Below are 19,558 nucleotides of genomic sequence, written 5' to 3'. Positions count from 1 at the left end.
GTAAAGGCTGTAAGTAATTAATAGAGATACCCTTAACGTGAAATATTGCCTGGTTATTCCGCATTACAATCATCTGGAGGCGTTACGCGAGTTTTTGTCTGTGCTGAGTGTCTTGCCCTATCCCGTTATTATTGTTGATGATGGCAGTGAATTTGCAATCATTGAGCAGTTGGCGAGTGTTATTGCAACTTATGATGATGTCAGCTTGGTCAAGCATAATTGTAATCGAGGCAAGGGCGCGGCTGTTATCAGTGGTTGTTACCAGGCAAGAATGTTGGGCTATAGTCATATTATTCAGATTGATGCCGATGGCCAGCACGATAGTACGGATATTGGAAAATTTATTGCTTATAGCCAGGAGCATCCACAAACGATTATTTCAGGCAAGCCAGTGTTTAATGATTCGGCGCCGAAAGCACGTGTGTATGGGCGCAAAGTGACTGATTTCTGGGTGGCATTAGAAACCTTATCATTACAGGTAAAAGACAGTCTATGTGGTTTCCGCCTCTATCCCTTGGCACAGATAGAAATGCTCATTGATCGTTACCACATTGGACCGCGCATGGATTTTGATACGGATATACTGGTTAAAGCCGTTTGGACGGATATCTCGCTGCACTTTGTGCCAACGAAGGTAGTTTATCCTGTAAATGGGGTATCGCATTTTCACTATTTAAGTGATAACTGGCGCTTGATTCGGCTGCATACCAGATTAATGCTGGGTATGTTTTTACGTTTACCACAATTACTTTATCGGCGTATTAGCCGTATCTTTTGATGAGTTAAAGATGTCTTCTTCTGTTGCGCAAAATAAGTCACATTGGTCAACAATAAACGAAGCAGGGACGCTATTTGGCTTGCGTTTATTAATGCTGTTGTACCGATTTTTTGGTCGTCGGTTATTCTCGGTGCTGCTATTTCCGGTGGCCTTATATTTTGTTGTAAGCCGTCCTAATTCTCGCCGTGCATCAATAGGTTTTCTGCGAACTCATTACCAATTTTTCCCTGAACAATGGTCGGTTAAACCTGGCTATTGGCAAGTGGTAAAACATTTTCACCAGTTTGCTGAGGCAATACTGGATAAATTGTTGGCATGGAGTGCTGACATGAGTATTAATGAGTTTGATGTGAAAAATTCGGAAGCAGTGGATGCCTTAATGAGTAGTAAGCGTGGGCGTCTCATTATTGGTACGCATTTGGGTAATCTTGAATATTGCCGCGGGTTTATTCAGCGTTACGAAGGTAAGGCCATTAATGTCTTACTCTATGATAAACATGCAGAAAATTTTGTTAGCATGATGCAGCGCATTAATCCGCATTCGCGTTTGAACATTTTGCAGGTTGATGAGCTTGATGTGGCGACACTATTGCGCTTGAAGGACAGAATCGATCGTGGCGAATGGGTGTTTATCGCGGGCGATCGCACCCCTTTAGCAGGCGCCAAACGCACAGTGAATGTTAGTTTTTTGGCGCGCCAAGCGCCCTTGCCTATAGGCCCCTATGTCTTAGCTAAAGCACTGGCATGTCCGGTTAATTTAATGTTTTCCTATCGTTACAACACGAGCAAGGGCAGTAAAATTTATTTTGAAATGGTGAATTTTTCTGACAAGGTAGAGTTGTCTCGCCACCAAAGGCAGACAGACCTACAATGTTATGCGCAAAAATTTGCCACAGAACTTGAAAGCCAATGTGCTAAAGCACCGTATCAATGGTTCAATTTTTACGATTTTTGGGCAACGCAGAGTATATTCGTCACTCAAGATGCCGTCGATAGCAATCCAAAGTCGCTATGATTGGTGAGTCTGGAATGACCGGTGAATCTGAGCGGTTTGATTCGCGTTTATTGTCCCTGATTCCACACCGTCCACCGATGTTGTTAATCAATCGCATTGTTAATGTCAGTGAAAAGCAATCGAGCGCTATCGTCTTGATAGATGAGAAAACCCCTTTTTTTGATTTAAAACACGGTGTTCCAGCCTGGATAGGCATTGAATATATGGGGCAAACAGCCGCGTTGATTGCGGGTTATCAATTAGAACAAGGCCTTGTTGAGCCGCATCTTGGTTTCTTAATCGGTGCGCGTAGCTACCAGGCACAGCAGGATTATTTCCCCCCTGGCAAGTCTATTCAAGTGCATTGTCAAGAAGAGGCAGTTGTTGGTAACGAGCTGGCTTCTTTTAATTGTAAAATTTATTATGACGATATAAATGATTGGCTTGCGCAAGCAAGTTTATCAGTGCTTCGCCAACCATTACTTAAATAAACACAATCGTATTGACCCTGGGTTATATAAATGCATAAAAATTCTCATATTAAAGGGCAGCAAAGAGTCGTTATTACTGGTGGCGGTACTATTTCTGCGTTAGGTGATAATTGGCAAGACGTGAGCCAAGCACTGAAGAATAAACGTAATGCTGTGTGTTTTATGGAGGATTGGCAGCAATATTCTGAAATGAATACACGTCTGGCAGCACCAGTACGTGATTTTTCTTTGCCAAAATCCTACAGCATCAAACAAAAACGTAGAATGGGTCGTGTTGCGCAGATGGCAGTTAGAGCAAGCGAGTTGGCGCTGGAGCAAGCAGGTTTGATTGGTGATAAAGTGCTAAGCAGTGGCCAGGCTGGTGTTGCGTATGGTTCGGCAACGGGCAGTAGCGATGCGGCATTAGAATTTTTTAGCCTGCTGGAAAATCAGTCAATGGCGCGCATGAACAGTACCACGTATTTACGCATGATGAGTCACACCGCCGCGATTAGTATTAGTGTTCATTTTGCCACCCAGGGAAGAATGTACACCACTTCCAGCGCCTGCACTGCGGGTAGCCAAGGCATTGGTTTTGCTTATGAGGCAATACGCAGTGGTCAACAGCAAGTGATGATTGCTGGTGGTGCTGAAGAATTATGCCCTACTCAGGCGGCGGTGTTCGATACCATTTTTGCCACCAGCACAGCTAATACGACACCAGAAAAAACGCCCAGACCCTATGATCAGCAGCGCGATGGTTTGGTGTTGGGCGAGGGGGCTTGTACGCTTATTCTTGAATCGTATGATCGCGCACAAGCACGTGGAGCAGACATTCTTGCCGAAGTGATTGGCTATGCCACCAATACAGATGGCTATCATTTGGTGAGACCCAGACAGGAGACCATGGCAAAAGTGATGGAGTTATGTTTGCAAGATGCAAATATTAGTGCAAGTGAAGTGGGTTATGTGGCTGCACATGGCACGGCCACTGAGTATGGTGATATTGCCGAATCGTTAGCGACTGAACAGGTGCTCGGTACAAGCACGCCTATTAGCGCATTAAAAAGCTACACAGGACACACACTGGGTGCATGCGGTGCCTTTGAGGCATGGGCAAGTATTATGATGATGAGTGAAGAATGGTTTATACCGACACTTAATCTGCACAATATTGATCCACGCTGTGGAGATTTAGATTATATTCGTGATGAGTGTCGAGGAATAAGTCCGCAGATAATTATGAGTAATAATTTTGCCTTTGGTGGTGTGAATACATCATTATTGTTTCGACGTATTTAGCCCTTCATGCGGGTGTATACAGGTATAACTTATTTATTAAGTCGAGCTTTATATCTGCGGCACAACAGAATTTTATTGCGCCGTAGCTTGGCAGACTAAATGAATTTCTTTGGTTTAAAAGTAGTCTGGCACGTTAACGTCTTTCATTCCGGCTTTATATTGTATATCTGAATCGGCAGGGGGCTTTAATTTTTTGAGTGATTTTTTTGAGTGGTTGCGCAATTTTTTAAACCTCGTTTTATCTACAACTTCTGATAACACCCCGTAATAGCGATTATTTCCAGATTCCCCCAGTGCTTTAGCCAGCCATGACAAGGTGTCTAACTCTGCTTTATAGGTGTCGGGGTAAGTGACTAACATAATCTCCGCGGCCACATCCAATACTTCTGTATTGAAGATCTCGGCATCATGAACTCTGCGCACAGCTGCTTTAAGTTGCCTAAGGTCGCCCTCAAGCATCATATCGACAACGGTTTGTTCAATGGGGTTAAGTTCTGCCTGTGAACTCATTGAAAATAATGAAAATAGCGCGATAGATAGAGCCAATAAAACATGCTTCATGTCGTCTCCTTTTTTCTTGAGTGATGAGTCGATGATATTTTTAGTAGAGTCGTTTTAGCTGTAGGCAGCTTATCATGATCTTAATTTAGGTTGAGACCTTTGCACGAGACAATTGACAAGTAAAAATGGTTAAAATCACCCTGATTTTCGTTGCACCCCAAGGGCACGTGGAAAAACTTGCCAAGACGGACGTATTGGCGGCGTTTTCCGCCTCAATCAGGACGATTTTCCCTCATTTTTCTTTTGCCACTTGCCTCGTGCAAAGGTCTCAGGTTGTTAGTATATACCACCATTTACACTGATGACTTGGCGCGTAATGTAGCTGGCGTCATCTGACATCAAAAAACTTATCATAGCGGCGACGTCATCAACGCTACCCAAGCGCCGCATAGGGATCATTTCTTTGGCTTCATCGACAGGTATGTCTTTTATCATATCTGTTTTGATAATGCCCGGCGCCACACAATTAACGGTGATTTCGCGTTTAGCGAGTTCTATCGCCAGTGCTTTGGTGGCGCCAATAATGCCTGCTTTGGCGGCGCTATAATTAACTTGCCCGCGGTTTCCTGTTAAGCCTGATAGCGATGACAGAGTAACAATACGCCCGCCTTGGCGTAGGCGAATCATTGGCATCACCAAGGGATGCAATACATTGTAAAAGCCATCGAGATTGGTATGAATCACTTTATCCCAATCGTCTTCGGTTAACGATGGAAAGGCATTATCATGGGCAATGCCCGCATTGCAGACAATGCCGTAATAGGCGCCATGGGTGTCGATAGCCTGTTCCAGCGCGAGCCGAGTTTGAGTTCGGTTACTGATATCAAATTGCAATAAGTTGGCATTGCCATGCAAAGCATTAATTTTTTCGATTAGTTTGTTGGCTGCATCGACATTACTGTGACAGTGTACAGTGACAGCAAAGCCTTGTTGGGCCAGTTTCAGCGCTGTTGCTTTGCCAATGCCGCGACTTGCGCCGGTGACCAGGACGCGCTTATTGTGTGGCATAATTTTTTATCTCCTTGTTGGCGTGGTGTATCTGCGCATAAGCCAAGGCGCCAAACAGGTTTATAGTATTGCCAATTAATACTGTTAGGCCAAAGGCTTGTATTACTGGTATGGAACTCATGCTGAGCAAGCCAAAGGACAGTAAAGTCGTCAAGGCTGAAAGTAAAATGGCTTGCAAAGTAAGGGCTGTTGTCGCCATTTCACGAGAAAAAATAACATAGTCCATGCCTAGTCCTAATATTAAAAATAGAGCCATCGTGTGAAATAAGTTCATTGGCTGCCCGAGTAGAAATAAAATGATAACGGTGCCCATGCTGGCAATAATAGGAACCGCTAACATCCATAATGCTTCGATACGGCGAAAGCGTAACAACATAAGTATGGCGATAAGGGCGTAAGCATAAAGCAATAATTTTTCTGCGGAAACCCGTTGCTGTTGTAATATTTTTTCAGCCAAGGCAACAGTATTAATATATTCAACGCCATCAATTTCATTGCTAGCGATTTCTATGGCAGTCGTATCAGTGCCTTTTGGTATCAAGGCGAAACTGTATATTTTTCCATTATTATCAAGCCATAAGCTGTTCATTGTATTTGGCAATAATCCTAATACATCAGTCGGGGTTAATAAATATTGGTCGGCTTGTCGGTATTCGCTACGTAATTTTTTTGCGCTATCATCAGGCATATCTAGTAGTGTGAAAAGCTTATCGATCACACCATCATTTTGAAATAAACGCTGTTGCATTTGATAGTTATTGCGTTGTTCCATAGGAGAGGGCAGCCAATTCATTACACTGTTAAGTGTGGTTATTTGGCTATTGTCTGTTGCGCTCGATAGTTTGGCAAACTTCTTGTAAACCTGCTCTGAATTTTCTCCATGTATTACCAAATAGCGTCCTGGCTCATAGTCATTGACTAGTTTGCTAATGTACTGTTCTTGTTTTAACAGGTCGGTTGAGGGTTTAAAAAACAAACGAGGGTCATCATTGCCGGGGATGCCGATATAGGCAAGAACAGAAAAACAGATAATTATCGTCAGGCCGAAAACGAGTATCACCTTTGACCCAATAGCACGTAAAGGCCTCATCAATAGATTAAGTAATGCAGGGATGTGTCGTTGATCGATGCGAACAGGTTTACGTAGCATCCATGAGCCGAGCACCAGCACGCTTAACCAGGCCATAGTTAGTCCACAGCAAGCAAATACAGCCAGTTTTTTCAGTGAGTCAAGCTCGGAAAGAGATAGTGCGCCGAAGCCAATAATCGATGTCAACAGGCTTAACAGTAGTGCGCTATGCAGGCGCTTGTTTTTCTCCGGGGTATTATTTCTGCCCGAGTTATTGTGGGGATTATTATGGTTTGCGTTTTGATGGTAGAAATAATGCAATGAATAATCAATTACGATACCTATTAAGCTTACGCCTGATAAAATTGTCAGGATATGCACAGAACCAAACCAACTGTGCGTAACGGCGAAAGCGCCAGCAATCCCTAATATTATAGACAATAAGGGTAGCCACAGTGCTGACAGTGTGCGAAAGGCCACCAGCAATAAGGCAATAACGCCAATAAGAGAAAAGGTGCTAATAAGACTAATGTCGCGTTTTGCTTTGTCAGCGGCATCAGCAGCAAAGAAAAATACGCCTGAATGATGGATGCTCACAGGGTATTGATTTAGCACCTCTTTTTCCAGTGTTTGCAATTGGCGGCGTAGTATATTCTGCGTTGACATTTGCAAGGCACCATGCTCGATAGTAATGGCGACAGGCTGATAAAAAACCTTTTTTTCATTAGCGTTAGCGGGTTGTATTTCCCCTTTTTTAGCATGCGTATCTTGCAAATCGGATGTGCTCATCAATTGCAAGATATAATCGTTAAGCCAGCCCATTGGGTCATCAGAAAACGACAATAAACTAATGCTTCCCTGTAATTGAAACAAGCGCTGTTGTGCCTGCTTAATCAGCGTATCATCATCGAGTTGGCTAATATTTTTTTGTTGCTTGGCTGTAAGTAATTGAAAGCGATGTTGTGTGAGCTTGTCCAGTAAGGCGGCAGACTGTTGGTCGTTAAGATCAGCAACAGTGAGATTGTTGATAGCATTTATTTTCTTAATAATAAATTCACTGGCTTGTTGTACCTGGACTACATTAGTGCTGCTAAGTAACAATATAAAATGGCGCTCTATATCTTCTGATAGTGTATGGATGGCAAATTGTAAGTCTTGTTGATGAGCCAGCGCGGGAGACAAGTCTTTTAGGTCTGTGTCGATAGATATATGGTCATAGCTACGAATAAAAAATTGGCCTATGAAGACCAGGGCGATGAAAAACAGGCTTCTCCATAAGAGCATTTTTTTGTCGCAATTAATGAAGGGTTAAGTGATTTTTCGGCTGCATGAGTATATCGCAGGCGAGCTGAATTTTAGCTGTCAAGTCCTGACAAAAAGACTGAGTGTGGTTATTGCTCTGCCAGTTTAGATCCTGCGTATTGCTAATGACGATACGCGTTGTTTCTTTGTTGATGTTGACTATTTTTATAGTATTTAACGCGTTTTCTTGGCGCAAGATGATTTTTTTTAAGCCGCGCTTTAATTGTTTATCCTTTGGCTTGAGAATGAAGGACATTTTGTTGTTCGATTCATTGTTGATGGTGAATTGTTCTTGCAAATAATGTTTATCTGCGCTCATTAGTCCGAGCAGTATCTTGGCTAAGTGGTCATGCAGCCTGCTTTGTAGTAGTTGTGGCGATTGCTCTTCTTTAATTTGAAAATAATATTCTTGTTGCGTGTAAACAAGTGTTTCATTGATGGGTGATTCAGTTTGCCAAATTAATCCATTGTGACAAGAAAAGAAAAACTGACCTGAAGAAACCAATGGTGCTGGCAGTGTGCGGAGCCTGCGTGTTTGAGTAAAATTGCCAGACAATAAGCAATGTTGAGGGAGTGTCTCGGCTAATGCTGCACCCATTGTCTGGTCATTGGCGTAGATAGAGCTGCTATGCCATAAAACCAGGCAGCAGGCTAAGAGAGTGTGACGCATTATGTGTCTACCGATAACATTTTATTGACGTTGTTGATTAATATATCTGGGCAGGAAAATTGTGTAATCAAATCTGACATAGACACAGCTGCTTGCACTGTTTTACCTTTAGTTAAATGTTGCCCGCTATCTTGATCAAGAATCAGGTAGCGGAGGACCAGGCGGCATTCCCATTCGTGCAAGGTGGCAATAATAGTTACTTTTTGCCTGAAGCGTAGTGGTTTTATGTAGCGAATTTGTAAGTCAACGACAGGAAAGAAATAGCCGGAACGTTCCATGTCATCGTAAGTATAGTTTATGTGTTCGAGTAATTTGCAACGTGCTACTTCAAAATATTTGACATAACTGCCGTGCCAGACAACACGATAAGAGTCGACGTCAAAAAAAGGCACTTCAAAGTCCAGACTAATACTGATTTTGCTGTCCATTATTGTTTATTTTGAAGCTATAGTTTAGCTACAGCCTCAACAATATCTTGCAAGGTTCGAGCTTGTTTGAAATGTTCAGGTTTTACATTGGCACCAGTAAAACGTTTGAGTTCGATCAACATGTCTACGGTATCGATGCTGTCTATATCGAGGTCTTCATATAGTCGTGCGTCAGGTGTTAGCATCGACTCATCTAATTCAAATAACCGTATTAATATTTGTTTGGTGTGGTCAAGAATTTCTTCGTGGCTGTATTTCATGGTCATTTTATGAGGTATATGGCATAGAATGGTTTTCGTGATTATAGCAATATTAGCTTATTATATCGGCACTGTTGTGTCGAAAAATAGCGACTAATGATGCAGAAATGATCGGCTTTGACGTGCTTTCGCTTATTTATGCTGATAGATTAGTGCGGTAGAGTTCGCGTAACAAATGAGTGAGATGGCGGTATTGTACGGTTCTTGGCCTGCTGGTATCAATGCAATTGGCAATGTTGATTACAGCAAGCATGCGTAAAGAAAAATGTGGGGTTGATGCGGGGACCTGATACCATTTTTCATATTTTTGCAGTGTACGTGGTGCACAGTGAATGACGATGGGTAAAATGGGACAATTGGTGAGCACGGCAATGTTTGCTGCGCCGCGTTTAAACTCTAACTGACTGTCGTAAGTGTTACGTGTGCCTTCAGGGAATATCAAAATATTTTCATTGCTACGGAGTTTGTCTGTTGCTAATTCGACTAAATTGGATGATGTGTTTGGGATATATCCTGCCAGTGTTACAACAATGCAGGTGAGCGGGTTTTTCCATAAGTTTGCCTTGACAATGCAGCATACGTTATCAATTTCTGACAATACAAAAATCGCATCTAATAGCGTTGGGTGATTGGCGATTATTAAATGGCCTGAGTGATTTTCAATATTGTTTTTTTCTATAGAAAAGCTCAGTACTTGTAATGATTTTATTGCAACAATATAGGCTTGGCATGCCTTGTTGATAATGTAGCGAACCCAGCATTGCTTGCGACCTGCTGATACCGGTAGTGGTGCAATAATGAGAAGAAAAAATAAGCCAATGATGAGAGAGCCAAGACCAAATAGCAAAAAGCTTAATCCGGTGGCAAATACCCGCCAATAAATTTTTAAATTTTTATGTTTTTGCATCATTTCTGCGAAAGGGGTCGTCGCATTAACTGCAAAAACACTCGATTTCCACTAATAGATCAGTGCGACATATATCGGCATGGGTGAATAATATCGGCACTGTTAAGAAAGTTTTTTGCAGGAGTTTTTTCGCTAGCGAATAGTCGTTAGCATGACGCAAATAAACTTTCATTGATTGCAGCGGTAATGCATGGTTGTTGGCATGCTTTAATAGATGCTGAATATTTTCAATTGTGGTTTGCACTTGTTTTTTCAGGTCGTTGGCATGTTGAGTTTTGTGCCCAATAATGCTGGCCGTCCCTGAAATGAAAAACAATGGTTTTGCTCCAACGGTAATACTGGTTGCACGCGAAAAAGAAGGGCTACTAATGCCGTATTGGCGTGGATACTCATAGGCATTTGATTGCAAAGCATTCTTATGGTGGATTGATGGAGAACGGTCGGCGATCACATAAATAACCGCCCCTTCTGTGTGGTGTCCAAGTGCCGAGGCTGCTGGAAATTGGTTGGGGGGTATCCCTTTTGTTTTGAAGGCATTGAAACGGCCCATACAAAATTTTTTATATTGTTCTTCGTCATTATTTCCAGCATTGATATTGGGCAAATAATTCCAGAAACGAAAAGGATGCCGGTAGTCAAATTGGTATAGTAGTGCGAGTAACTCTTCGTACGCAGACTGGGTTGCTTTTTCTAAATTTTTACATTGATCAGGCGTTTTCCAGATTGCGGCACAGAGAACCTCTTTTGATTTGCTCCACTGGCAGCGTCCTGATGTGCCTCGGTCTATTTCAGTGTTTGATATGGACCAAACCTCGTTAAAGCTATGGCCTAAGCTACTTAAGCCTGATGCAATGACGCCTGTCTCAGCTAGTGCGCAAGCCGAATCATAGGGGAGCACCATCAGGGTGTCAGTTTTATCCAATAAGGATTTTATAGTGTCAACAGAATAATAATTATGTAGCATAATTTGTGTGGGTGAGAATATCTTTTATGAAATCAATAAGTTATCATGAACGTTAGGCGCGCAATTGGTCTGGATTTTCATTGATATAAAGCCTGTTACTGCTGATTTAGCTTGCTCAAGTAGCTAAAAATTGTTGATTTTTATCCTGTTTTCCTTGTCGTGTAGTTTAAACTACATAGCCAAAAAATAAAGGGACTTTTGCCGAGATCCTTTACAATAAAGTCCTAAATAAAAGAGAGAAACTAACGTGACAGTACAAACAGAAGCCGAGCAGGAAATGGCATATTTAATCGTTGATGCCTTAAACCTGGAAGACATAGGGCCGGGTGATATTGATCCTGATGAGCCGTTGTTTGGAGAAGGGCTGGGTTTGGACTCTATTGATGCGTTGGAGATAGCCTTGGCAATTTCACAGAAATACAAGGTACAAATGCAAGCTGAAGAGGAGGGTACTCAAAAGGCATTTACCTCCTTGAGAACTTTGTGCGAATTTGTTGAACAAAAATAAGTAATCCTGCGATACGTGGAAAATTGTATACATGGCGTAACTATTCCGTTAATTCAGCGCCATCGACAAGAAAATATTGCTTATATTGATCGCCCACTGAAGGTCTTGAATGGTCATCAAGGGGAGATCACTGCCAAGCAATTTTTAGGTCATGTAAAGCAGTTAGCGAAAATACTGCCTGAACACAAATATGCTATCAACTTGTGTAGTAATCGCTATTTATTTATGGTTTCTTTGTGTGCAGCGATAGTGCGCAAGCAAACTAGTTTGCTGCCACCGAACAAAAATACCGTCACCCATAAAGCATTACATAAACGTTATGGCAATAGTTATATTATTCATGATGGGACATTAGGGAAAGAGTTACCGCAGTTAGATTTATCGACCCTTTCTTTGCTTGGCAGTGATGATTTCGAGATGCCGATGATTGCAGCAAATCACCTTGCGGTCATCAGCTTTACCTCAGGATCAACAGGCGATTCGCAGCCAATTGAAAAAACCTGGGGCACACTTACGGCAAGTACAGAAATTAATCGCCGATACATGGTGCCTAATAAGATAGATACGTTTTATCAACTTGCTACTGTGCCAGGCCAACACATGTGGGGCTTGGAAACGTCCATTTTATTGGCGCTTATGGCAAACGTGTGCGTGGTTGATAGCAAACCTCTTTTCCCTAAGGATATTAAAACCCTATTAGCAGTGCTGCCAAGCCCTAAAATTTTGGTGTCAACACCAGTACATTTGCGTGCACTGGTTGCCAGTTCAATGGACTTTTCATCTATTGACAGAGTGTTATGTGCAACTGCCCCGTTAGATCAACGTTTAGCGCAGCAGACTGAAAGCTGTTTTAGTTCCAGGTTAAGAGAAATATACGGTTGCAGCGAGGTCGGTTCTATAGCGTTTCGCGCAACGGCGCATCATGAAATGTGGAATTGCTTTGACGACATTCGGTTTACAATGAAAGCGGATGAAGAAGTGATTGTCAGCGCCGAGCATATTTTTAATGCGACAAAATTGCAAGACAAGATTACCATGCTTGGTGAGAAGCAATTTCGTTTGGAGGGTAGAGCCTCAGATATGATTAATATCGCTGGCAAGCGAGGGTCTCTTCACGAAATCAATCAAGTATTGCAAGTGTTTCCAGGTTTGCTTGATGGGATAGTGTTTTTCCCTGCGCAAAATAGAACAGTGCCACGCTTAGTGGCTTTGGTAGTATTAAAACCCAGGGTAAGTAAGCAAGATTTATTAGGCTACCTTCGGTCTCGCCTGGACATTACTTTTGTACCGAGGCCGATTTTTTTGCTTTCGTCATTGCAGCGCGAAGATAATGGAAAGCTGCCCAGGCAATACTTAATGGATCTTTATGATGACTTGATCCGTAAGGAGAAAAAATAATTTATTTGCGCAAACTGAATGTTTGCCAATGAGGATTAATTTTTTGTGTCTGGCTGAAAATTCCAGCCTTATTTATAGTGGAAACTCTTGTTTCAAGTTGGTGTGGTTTAGAGCAGTAAATTGATGTTTTGTAGTGGTCTTGTGCCGCATGTTTTTTTGAAATTTCTGTCGTGGATAATGTGGTATTTACGATATTTTGTGAAGGAAAAAACTCTAGTTCTTTTATGTTAGATGAAAATATCCCCTTGCCTTGTGATTTTATGTAGGCTTCTTTTTGTGTCCAATAGTGATAATAAAGCATCATTTTTTTATGTGAATCTCTTTTGTTGGAAATATTTTTTATTTGATTTTCATTGCAAAAAAAATCAGTTGTAGCGAAATTTTTCACTGGTTTCATGTGTTCAATATCCAAACCTAATAAAATTTCATTGTTGGTCTCGACAATTGATACGCCAACAACACAGTGTGAATGGCTAATGTTAAAGTATAGGTTATTTTTTTCGGCAAAAGGAACGAGAGGTGGTAATCCATCACGCTCGATAGTATGTAAAGGGTTAATAAAATTATTATTTTGCTGTTGAATTGCGAACCTTAACAATAGTCGACCCAGCAAGAATTCTTTTTTCCTTTTGTTGGAATACGAAGTAAATTTTTTTAGCTCGTCTTTGCACAGTTTGGAAATAGATTTTTCAGTGGGTTGGTATAAAGATTTATCGTAAAAATGTAAATATAATTTGACGGTTAAGAGCTCTGTGTCGGGAGGGGAATTATATTTTTTTGTCATAATAATTTATGTTCTGTATTGCAGGTTTTATAAAAATCTTGCTCGAATATATTTTCGCATAATTACATTATAATATCTATTTTTGGGGCTTTGTCATGATATTTAGACATAAAAAATAATAACAAAATGGTTTCTTTCTGAAGCGCTATTTTGTTATTTTAAAACTCTCTAAGGGGCATGAGATGAATATATGGATTGATGCCGATGCCTGCCCGGTAGTGATAAAAGAAATATTATTTCGTGCTGCAGAGCGAACTCGTGTAGTAGTTACTTTAGTGGCAAACCAGTTTCTTCGTGTACCTAAATCAGAGGTGATTAAGTTTGTGCAAGTCGGCGCAGGTTTTGATGTTGCCGATAACGAGATCGTTAAGCGGGTAACACCGGGTGACCTGGTAATAACCAGTGATATCCCGTTGGCAAACGATGTGATTGATAAAGGGTGTATTGCATTAAGCCCACGTGGTGAGCTCTATACTAAAGAAAATATTAAAGGCCGTTTAACGATGCGCGATTTTATGGATACACTCCGTTCCAGCGGTATTGATACAGGCGGTCCGCCAGCCTTGAGCCAAAAAGATCGCATGGCATTTGCTAATCATCTTGATAAATATTTGGCTACGCGTTAACGCACATTTTCTGTATAGATGTTATTTTGAATGAATATAAACTATTGATTTTAAATATTTTTATCGTTTTATGTGCAGCCGTAAAATACGGTTCAGCAAAGATACAGTGCTTATTTGATACGTTATAGACTATGCGCTACGCATTGTTATACAAAAGTTGTGTTGTGTGATTGTTTTGACGGATAGCTTTGCTAGCATTGCTCATAATCAAGTTATAAAATTTCCCGAAATACTCAGGCGTGATGAGATTGGAGACGATCATGAAAAGATCCTACAAAATATTGGCTAAGACACTGCTAGCAGTTTCAGTGCTGCTTGCAGTGGCTGCTTGTGCGACAGATGATCCCAACAAACGCGCCAAGACAGGCGCGGGTATTGGCGCAGTTGTTGGCGCTATTTTGGGTCATCAAATTGATGATGACCATAACTCAAGCAAGGTGGTTGGTGCTGTAGCTGGTGCTATTATTGGTGGTGCTGTCGGTGGCTATATGGACAAGCAGCAAAAAGAGTTTGAAGAAGCCCTGGCTGAAGAAGAAGCACAAAACGCGATAGAAATTGAACGCCTTAAAGATGACACTCTAAAATTAAGCCTTAATAGCGAAGTGTCTTTTGATTTTGGTAAAGATGATGTCAAGACCTCTTTTTATCCAACGCTAGATAAGCTAAGTGATGTAATTAATAAGTATGATCGTACCGTCGTGCACGTGGTGGGACACACTGATAATGTGGGTAGCGATGGCTTTAACCAACGACTATCTGAACGCCGATCTCAATCGGTCGTAGATTATATGATTGATCGCAGTGTTCAGGGGGCACGTTTGCGTACAGAAGGTCGTGGTGAAAATGAGCCGCGTGAAAGCAATGCCAGCGAAGCAGGCCGCGCCTTGAATCGACGTGTTGAGATTTTTCTTAAACCGATTGTTGAAGGTGAAGAAAAGCAAGCCTACGACTCACCTGATTATAGTTAACTCTCTCTTAGGCAGGCTGTTGAAAAAGTCCATGGCGGCACGATACGGCGTTAAAAAACAGCTCAAAATGCTCATTGACTTCGTGTCAACTGCGCTTTTTCGCCATTTTTTGCCTTGTCTCGCACTCGCCATAGACTTTTTCAATAGCCTGCTAGTTCTTATGGACTGACAGATAACCCTCGTTTGGCATGGCCTGAGCGAGGGTTTTTTTATAACCAAAAAGTTTGATCTATTGTGTTGAGCGATAATGTTGTTGCAGGTTATAAAATTGTTGAAACCTCTTTTGATTCCTCTATACCAATAGCAGGGATTTTATCCTAGGCTAGGTGTTTGCAGGCCAGTGAAATAGATCACTGTTGCTATTGTTAGCAAAGCGAAAATTTCCTCTATTAGCCTCCGCTTACCTGGCAACTTTGGCTGATATTCAGAAATAAATCTTGCATTTTTTATTTGTCTGTATAACTATACATGCACATGTATAAAAATACAGTGTTGGGTGATTATGCAAGAATTAACTGAAATACAGCGTCAAATTCTCGACTTTATCCGCGAATGTTTGCAAGAGTGGCAAATGCCGCCGACAATGCGGGAGATCGCAGAGTATATGGGTTATCGCTCTGATAATGCAGCCTACCAGCACCTTACCGCCTTGCAACGTAAGGGTTATATCGAGCTAGGTGGACATTCGCGCGGTATCACCTTGCTTGAAGAAACGGGCATTCCTGTCGTCGGTAAGGTTGCAGCAGGCGCGCCATTATTGGCGACAGAGAATATCGAAATGCATATCAATGTTGCTCATACCGTGTTTCACCCTCAGGCACATTATCTGTTGCGTGTTGAAGGCATGAGTATGTGCGAAGTCGGTATTCTCGATGGTGATTTGCTCGCGGTACATAAGACCAGTGTGGCAGAAACTAACCAGATTATTGTTGCACGTATTGATGAAGAAGTGACGGTGAAGCGCTTTCGTCAACGCGGTAATATTGTCACCTTATTGCCAGAAAATGTTGATTTCGACCCTATTCGCGTTGATTTACGTGAGCAATCTTTCGCTATAGAAGGCCGTATGGTTGGCCTGATAAGACAATGACCTTGAGGACGGCTCTATTAATTCATGAACGAGCATCTTAAACCCCAAATCCGCCACATCGGCGTTGTAAATTTTAGCAATAGTCCCGCTATTACTTGCAATTTTCGCTTGGATGCGACGGATTTGGGATTCAATCTGCTACGCCCAGAATTAATAGAGACGCCCTTGAGACAGACAGGTGAAGTGATGATGACAAGTCAATTAAAAAATATATTGAACACAACGTGTACCCCTCAAGGGGGCTCTTTTCAGTACCCCCTTGAGGGGTATATTGAAAAGAACCCTCGGGGTACAACTCCCTCATTGTGGCGCGGGAAAACTTATAACGGACAAGCTTATAATGGTCGTGCTCGCAGCATGAGTAGCGGTTTTGATGAGCTTGATGAAGCCTTACCAACAGGCGGATGGCCACCAGGAGCCGTCGTAGAGATAATGATTCCTGCTATAGATATTGGTGAACTTAGGCTATGGTTGCCGGTGATTAAGCGCATGACACAAGAACAGCGTTACGTGATGATCGCCAACCCACCTTATCTACCTTATGCGCCTATATTGGCAAATGCTGGCATTGATTTAGACTACATACGTTGGTTGTCGCTGGATGATGAGCAAGACACTTTGTGTGCCCTGGAAAAGGCGTTGCGTAATCGCGAATGTGCTATGGCTTTATGGTGGCCGGACATTCCGAGTATACGTCAGGGAGGTGGGCTTAATGACAGTGCAGTACGTCGCTTGCAAGCTGCTGCCAGAGAGGGAGAGTCACTATTAGGTCTTTATCGCATTACGACCGATGATCGCGCTATTCGGCAGAGCACTTGGGCTGCCTTGCGCTTACAGCTGCGCATAAGGCAAGAAGGTGGTCTTGATATTGATGTTCTTAAAGCGCGTGGTAGCCGCCATTGCCGAAGTGTTGCTCTAGGAAAAAATATGACCTATAGGCAAGATAGTTCATAGGCGCTAATCCAGTGATATGTCTCTCGCTTTTCTGGTTTGTGTGTAGGTTTAATATCAAACTAACTAAGTTTATTAGCTATTTCCGCCAATCTTTTACCTTGCGCAATACATAATGCCTTTTCATCTTCGCTAATAGGGTTTTTACCATCGTGACCTGCCACATGGCTTGCACCATAGGGTGTGCCACCAGTTTGTGTGCTGGTTAAGGCAGGTTCGGAATAAGGCAGGCCGACGATTACCATGCCGTGGTGAATCAAGGGGTTCATCATCGACAGTAAGGTGCTTTCCTGGCCGCCATGCATAGATGATGTTGAGGTAAAGACGCAAGCGGGTTTGCTAATTAACGTGCCTGACATCCATTGTGGGCTGGTGCCGTCCAGGAAGTATTTTAATGCGGCGGCCATATTGCCAAAGCGAGTTGGGCTACCAAGCGCGAGTCCTACGCAGTCTTCTAAATCTTCAGCGCTAACATAGGGCGGTCCTTCTTCAGGAATGTCGCTTTCGCTTATTTCACAGTTTGTTGAAATAGCCGGCACAGTGCGGATCACCGCTTCCATACCGCCCACTTCTTCAACGCCACGTGCAATGAGGTTTGCCATGTGTGCGACGCTACCATAGCGACTGTAGTACAACACTAGAATTTTTTTCATCACCAGTTAAAGCTCCGTTTATATCTACTGACAATATTTTTTGTTTATAAGATATTCAGGACGTTTTCTGGCGGTCTGCCTAACGCGGCTTTATCACCATTAACAACAATAGGGCGCTCAATTAACTTTGGGTTTTCAACCAGGGTTTTAATCAATTCGGCATGACTGAGATCGGCGTCTTTTAAACCCAGTTCTTTATAAATGGCTTCGCCTTTGCGTATAATTTGTGTGGGATCCATATTAAGCAGGCTTAATAGCTGCGCCATTTTGTTTGCACTTGGCGGTGTATCGAGATACTCGACGATTTCAGGTTCAATCCCTTGATTGCGAATCAGCTCCAAGGTTTGACGTGATTTTGAACAACGTGGATTATGATAAATGGTAACACTCATGCTTTTATCCTCTGCTAATTTGACTCTGGCAGTTGCCCCTGACAATACACGGCTTAATCGATTTTTCCATCACGCGCCGCACGCAATACCAGTGCATCAAAATCGTCACCGTTCATTAGCTCTTTCTCGGTAACGATATCACGCACATTACGCCCTGATTTTTCTGATTCTTTGGCAATTTCGGCAGCAGCGGTATAACCGATATGTGTGTTAAGCAAGGTAGCAAGTGCAACGCTGGTATGCAAAAACGCAGCGCAGCGTGCGGTATCGACGGTGAGGCCTTTGAGATTTTTTTCGCTGGTGGCATTGATTGCGTTGCTTAGCCATTCCATGGCATCGAATAAGGCTGAACCGAGTGCGGGCATCATTACATTAAGTTCGAGTTGGCCTGCTTGTGTCATGCTGGCAATGGCATGGTCCTGGCCGAGTATTTGATAACAAACCTGATTAAGCATTTCAAACATAACCGGATTAACCTTGCCTGGCATGATGCTAGAACCCGGTTGCACGGCAGGTAAGCAAATTTCACCTAAACCGGTGCGCGGGCCTGACGCCAATAAGCGCATGTCATTACAGATGCGGGTCAGCTCCAGGCTAAGGTTACGTATCTCTGACGATAAGGCTTGTAGATCAGTCATTGATTGCATTTGGCCGGCGAGGTCGTCTGCTGCAACAATAGGGTTATCGGTAAGATGCGCCAATTCGGCAGCAACGCGGTGAGTATAATCAGGTGAGGTATTAAGCCCTGTTCCAGCGGCGCTGCCACCCAGGCCAATTTCACACAGGGCAGATTCGCAGTGTGCTAAACGTTGGCTGCAACGACGTAGTATCCAGGCATAGGCAGCGAATTCGCGGCCTATGGTTGTCGGCACGGCATCTTGTAAATGGGTGCGCGCACTTTTAACGCTATTCGTATTTTCCTTTGCCAAACGTTCGTATTCATCGGCCATGGTATCGACAGCGGCCAACAAGCGAGGCAGTTTTTTAAGTGCGGTCAAACGTATTGCTGTGGGAATAGTGTCGTTAGTGCTTTGCCCCATATTGACATGGTCGTTAGGGTTAACGGGGTTGTAGACACCACGCTCGCCACCGAGGGCAACATTGGCTAAGTTAGCGATCACTTCATTGCTATTCATATTGTGGCTGGTGCCGGCACCAGCCTGAAAACGATCAATGACAAATTGGTCGAGATATTCGCCAGCAAGAATTTTATCGCAGGCATCGATAATGGCTTGGCTCAGTGTGGCGTCTAGCCAGCCAGGTTGCTTATTTACGGTAGCTGCGGCACGCTTGATGGTGACATGTGCCTGGATAAAGTCACGGTCTGGCATACGGCCGCTAATCGGGAAATTGTCGATACCACGCGCGGTTTGTATACCGTACCAGGCATCGGCGGGAACCTTTAGCTCCCCTAAACTGTCTTTTTCTATACGGTGTGTGGCCATGTTGTTGTCTGTCTGCTGTTAATATAGTGC

22 protein-coding genes are annotated in these 19,558 nt (G+C 42.8%); 10 read left to right on the top strand and 12 right to left on the bottom strand.

What is annotated here, in order from left to right:
- Positions 1–37: 37 nt before the first annotated feature.
- From JKY90_04850 to JKY90_04835, 4 genes are read left to right on the top strand one after another with little or no spacing between them, the layout of a single operon-like run.
- The gene (locus JKY90_04850; GenBank protein ID MBL4851594.1) at positions 38–778 is read left to right on the top strand and encodes a glycosyltransferase family 2 protein; all 741 of its coding nucleotides are present in this window, start codon (positions 38–40) and stop codon (positions 776–778) included.
- 10 nt (positions 779–788) lie between these two features.
- Positions 789–1,793 carry an acyltransferase gene (locus JKY90_04845; protein MBL4851593.1) on the top strand — a complete coding sequence of 335 codons (1,005 nt, stop codon included), beginning with the start codon at positions 789–791 and terminating at the stop codon, positions 1,791–1,793.
- Positions 1,794–1,807: 14 nt separating this feature from the next.
- Positions 1,808–2,263, top strand: a complete 456-nt coding sequence (locus JKY90_04840) for a hypothetical protein (protein ID MBL4851592.1) — start codon at positions 1,808–1,810, stop codon at positions 2,261–2,263.
- 30 nt (positions 2,264–2,293) lie between these two features.
- Positions 2,294–3,544: a beta-ketoacyl-ACP synthase gene (locus JKY90_04835; GenBank protein MBL4851591.1), complete on the top strand. Its 1,251-nt coding sequence runs from the start codon at positions 2,294–2,296 to the stop codon at positions 3,542–3,544.
- Positions 3,545–3,658: 114 nt separating this feature from the next.
- Here the strand turns inward: JKY90_04835 and JKY90_04830 are convergent, their stop codons facing one another.
- From JKY90_04830 to JKY90_04795, 8 genes are all read right to left on the bottom strand, one after another.
- On the bottom strand, positions 3,659–4,105 hold the full coding sequence (locus JKY90_04830) for a hypothetical protein (protein MBL4851590.1): 447 nt from the start codon (positions 4,103–4,105) through the stop codon (positions 3,659–3,661).
- A gap of 276 nt (positions 4,106–4,381) precedes the next feature.
- Positions 4,382–5,113 (bottom strand): 3-oxoacyl-ACP reductase FabG, encoded by a 732-nt coding sequence (gene fabG / locus JKY90_04825; GenBank protein ID MBL4851589.1) that lies wholly within the window; start codon positions 5,111–5,113, stop codon positions 4,382–4,384.
- A complete protein-coding gene (locus JKY90_04820; GenBank protein ID MBL4851588.1) occupies positions 5,100–7,466 on the bottom strand; it encodes an MMPL family transporter in 2,367 nt (788 codons plus the stop codon). Before JKY90_04820 ends, fabG begins: the two co-directional genes overlap by 14 nt.
- Before the next feature lie 13 nt (positions 7,467–7,479).
- Complete coding sequence (locus tag JKY90_04815; GenBank protein MBL4851587.1) at positions 7,480–8,154, bottom strand: outer membrane lipoprotein carrier protein LolA; 675 nt, start codon at positions 8,152–8,154, stop codon at positions 7,480–7,482.
- Positions 8,154–8,582, bottom strand: coding sequence for an acyl-CoA thioesterase (locus JKY90_04810; protein ID MBL4851586.1), 429 nt, complete (start codon positions 8,580–8,582; stop codon positions 8,154–8,156). Before JKY90_04810 ends, JKY90_04815 begins: the two co-directional genes overlap by 1 nt.
- A gap of 17 nt (positions 8,583–8,599) precedes the next feature.
- Positions 8,600–8,842, bottom strand: coding sequence for an acyl carrier protein (locus tag JKY90_04805; GenBank protein MBL4851585.1), 243 nt, complete (start codon positions 8,840–8,842; stop codon positions 8,600–8,602).
- Positions 8,843–8,978: 136 nt separating this feature from the next.
- The gene (locus JKY90_04800) at positions 8,979–9,752 is read right to left on the bottom strand and encodes a 1-acyl-sn-glycerol-3-phosphate acyltransferase (protein MBL4851584.1); all 774 of its coding nucleotides are present in this window, start codon (positions 9,750–9,752) and stop codon (positions 8,979–8,981) included.
- A 22-nt stretch (positions 9,753–9,774) separates the two neighbouring features.
- Positions 9,775–10,713: a hypothetical protein gene (locus JKY90_04795; protein ID MBL4851583.1), complete on the bottom strand. Its 939-nt coding sequence runs from the start codon at positions 10,711–10,713 to the stop codon at positions 9,775–9,777.
- A 247-nt stretch (positions 10,714–10,960) separates the two neighbouring features.
- Between JKY90_04795 and JKY90_04790 the strand changes: the two genes are divergently transcribed.
- Together JKY90_04790 and JKY90_04785 are read left to right on the top strand one after the other, a co-directional pair.
- A complete protein-coding gene (locus JKY90_04790; protein ID MBL4851582.1) occupies positions 10,961–11,221 on the top strand; it encodes an acyl carrier protein in 261 nt (86 codons plus the stop codon).
- Positions 11,222–11,236: 15 nt separating this feature from the next.
- The gene (locus JKY90_04785) at positions 11,237–12,619 is read left to right on the top strand and encodes an acyl-CoA synthetase (GenBank protein MBL4851581.1); all 1,383 of its coding nucleotides are present in this window, start codon (positions 11,237–11,239) and stop codon (positions 12,617–12,619) included.
- A gap of 1 nt (position 12,620) precedes the next feature.
- On the opposite strand, the gene JKY90_04780 is transcribed toward JKY90_04785, so the two are convergent.
- Positions 12,621–13,403 carry a 4'-phosphopantetheinyl transferase superfamily protein gene (locus JKY90_04780; GenBank protein MBL4851580.1) on the bottom strand — a complete coding sequence of 261 codons (783 nt, stop codon included), beginning with the start codon at positions 13,401–13,403 and terminating at the stop codon, positions 12,621–12,623.
- Positions 13,404–13,585: 182 nt separating this feature from the next.
- Between JKY90_04780 and JKY90_04775 the strand changes: the two genes are divergently transcribed.
- The 4 genes from JKY90_04775 (at position 13,586) to imuA (ending at position 17,041) form a co-directional block, all read left to right on the top strand.
- The gene (locus tag JKY90_04775; protein MBL4851579.1) at positions 13,586–14,029 is read left to right on the top strand and encodes a YaiI/YqxD family protein; all 444 of its coding nucleotides are present in this window, start codon (positions 13,586–13,588) and stop codon (positions 14,027–14,029) included.
- 260 nt (positions 14,030–14,289) lie between these two features.
- On the top strand, positions 14,290–14,997 hold the full coding sequence (locus JKY90_04770; GenBank protein ID MBL4851578.1) for an OmpA family protein: 708 nt from the start codon (positions 14,290–14,292) through the stop codon (positions 14,995–14,997).
- Between the two features lie 502 nt (positions 14,998–15,499).
- Positions 15,500–16,087: a transcriptional repressor LexA gene (gene lexA / locus JKY90_04765; GenBank protein MBL4851577.1), complete on the top strand. Its 588-nt coding sequence runs from the start codon at positions 15,500–15,502 to the stop codon at positions 16,085–16,087.
- 303 nt (positions 16,088–16,390) lie between these two features.
- A complete protein-coding gene (gene imuA / locus JKY90_04760; GenBank protein MBL4851576.1) occupies positions 16,391–17,041 on the top strand; it encodes a translesion DNA synthesis-associated protein ImuA in 651 nt (216 codons plus the stop codon).
- Positions 17,042–17,100: 59 nt separating this feature from the next.
- Here the strand turns inward: imuA and wrbA are convergent, their stop codons facing one another.
- The 3 genes from wrbA to JKY90_04745 are packed head-to-tail and all read right to left on the bottom strand — an operon-like array spanning position 17,101 to position 19,528.
- Positions 17,101–17,691 carry an NAD(P)H:quinone oxidoreductase gene (gene wrbA / locus JKY90_04755; protein MBL4851575.1) on the bottom strand — a complete coding sequence of 197 codons (591 nt, stop codon included), beginning with the start codon at positions 17,689–17,691 and terminating at the stop codon, positions 17,101–17,103.
- A 44-nt stretch (positions 17,692–17,735) separates the two neighbouring features.
- Positions 17,736–18,083: an arsenate reductase (glutaredoxin) gene (arsC, locus tag JKY90_04750; GenBank protein MBL4851574.1), complete on the bottom strand. Its 348-nt coding sequence runs from the start codon at positions 18,081–18,083 to the stop codon at positions 17,736–17,738.
- Between the two features lie 53 nt (positions 18,084–18,136).
- Complete coding sequence (locus tag JKY90_04745) at positions 18,137–19,528, bottom strand: aspartate ammonia-lyase (GenBank protein ID MBL4851573.1); 1,392 nt, start codon at positions 19,526–19,528, stop codon at positions 18,137–18,139.
- Positions 19,529–19,558: the final 30 nt, after the last annotated feature.

Source organism: Gammaproteobacteria bacterium, assembly GCA_016765075.1.
GTDB lineage: Bacteria > Pseudomonadota > Gammaproteobacteria.
Note: the sequence above shows the minus strand (reverse complement) of the source record. Positions and strands in the feature narration are given on the sequence as shown.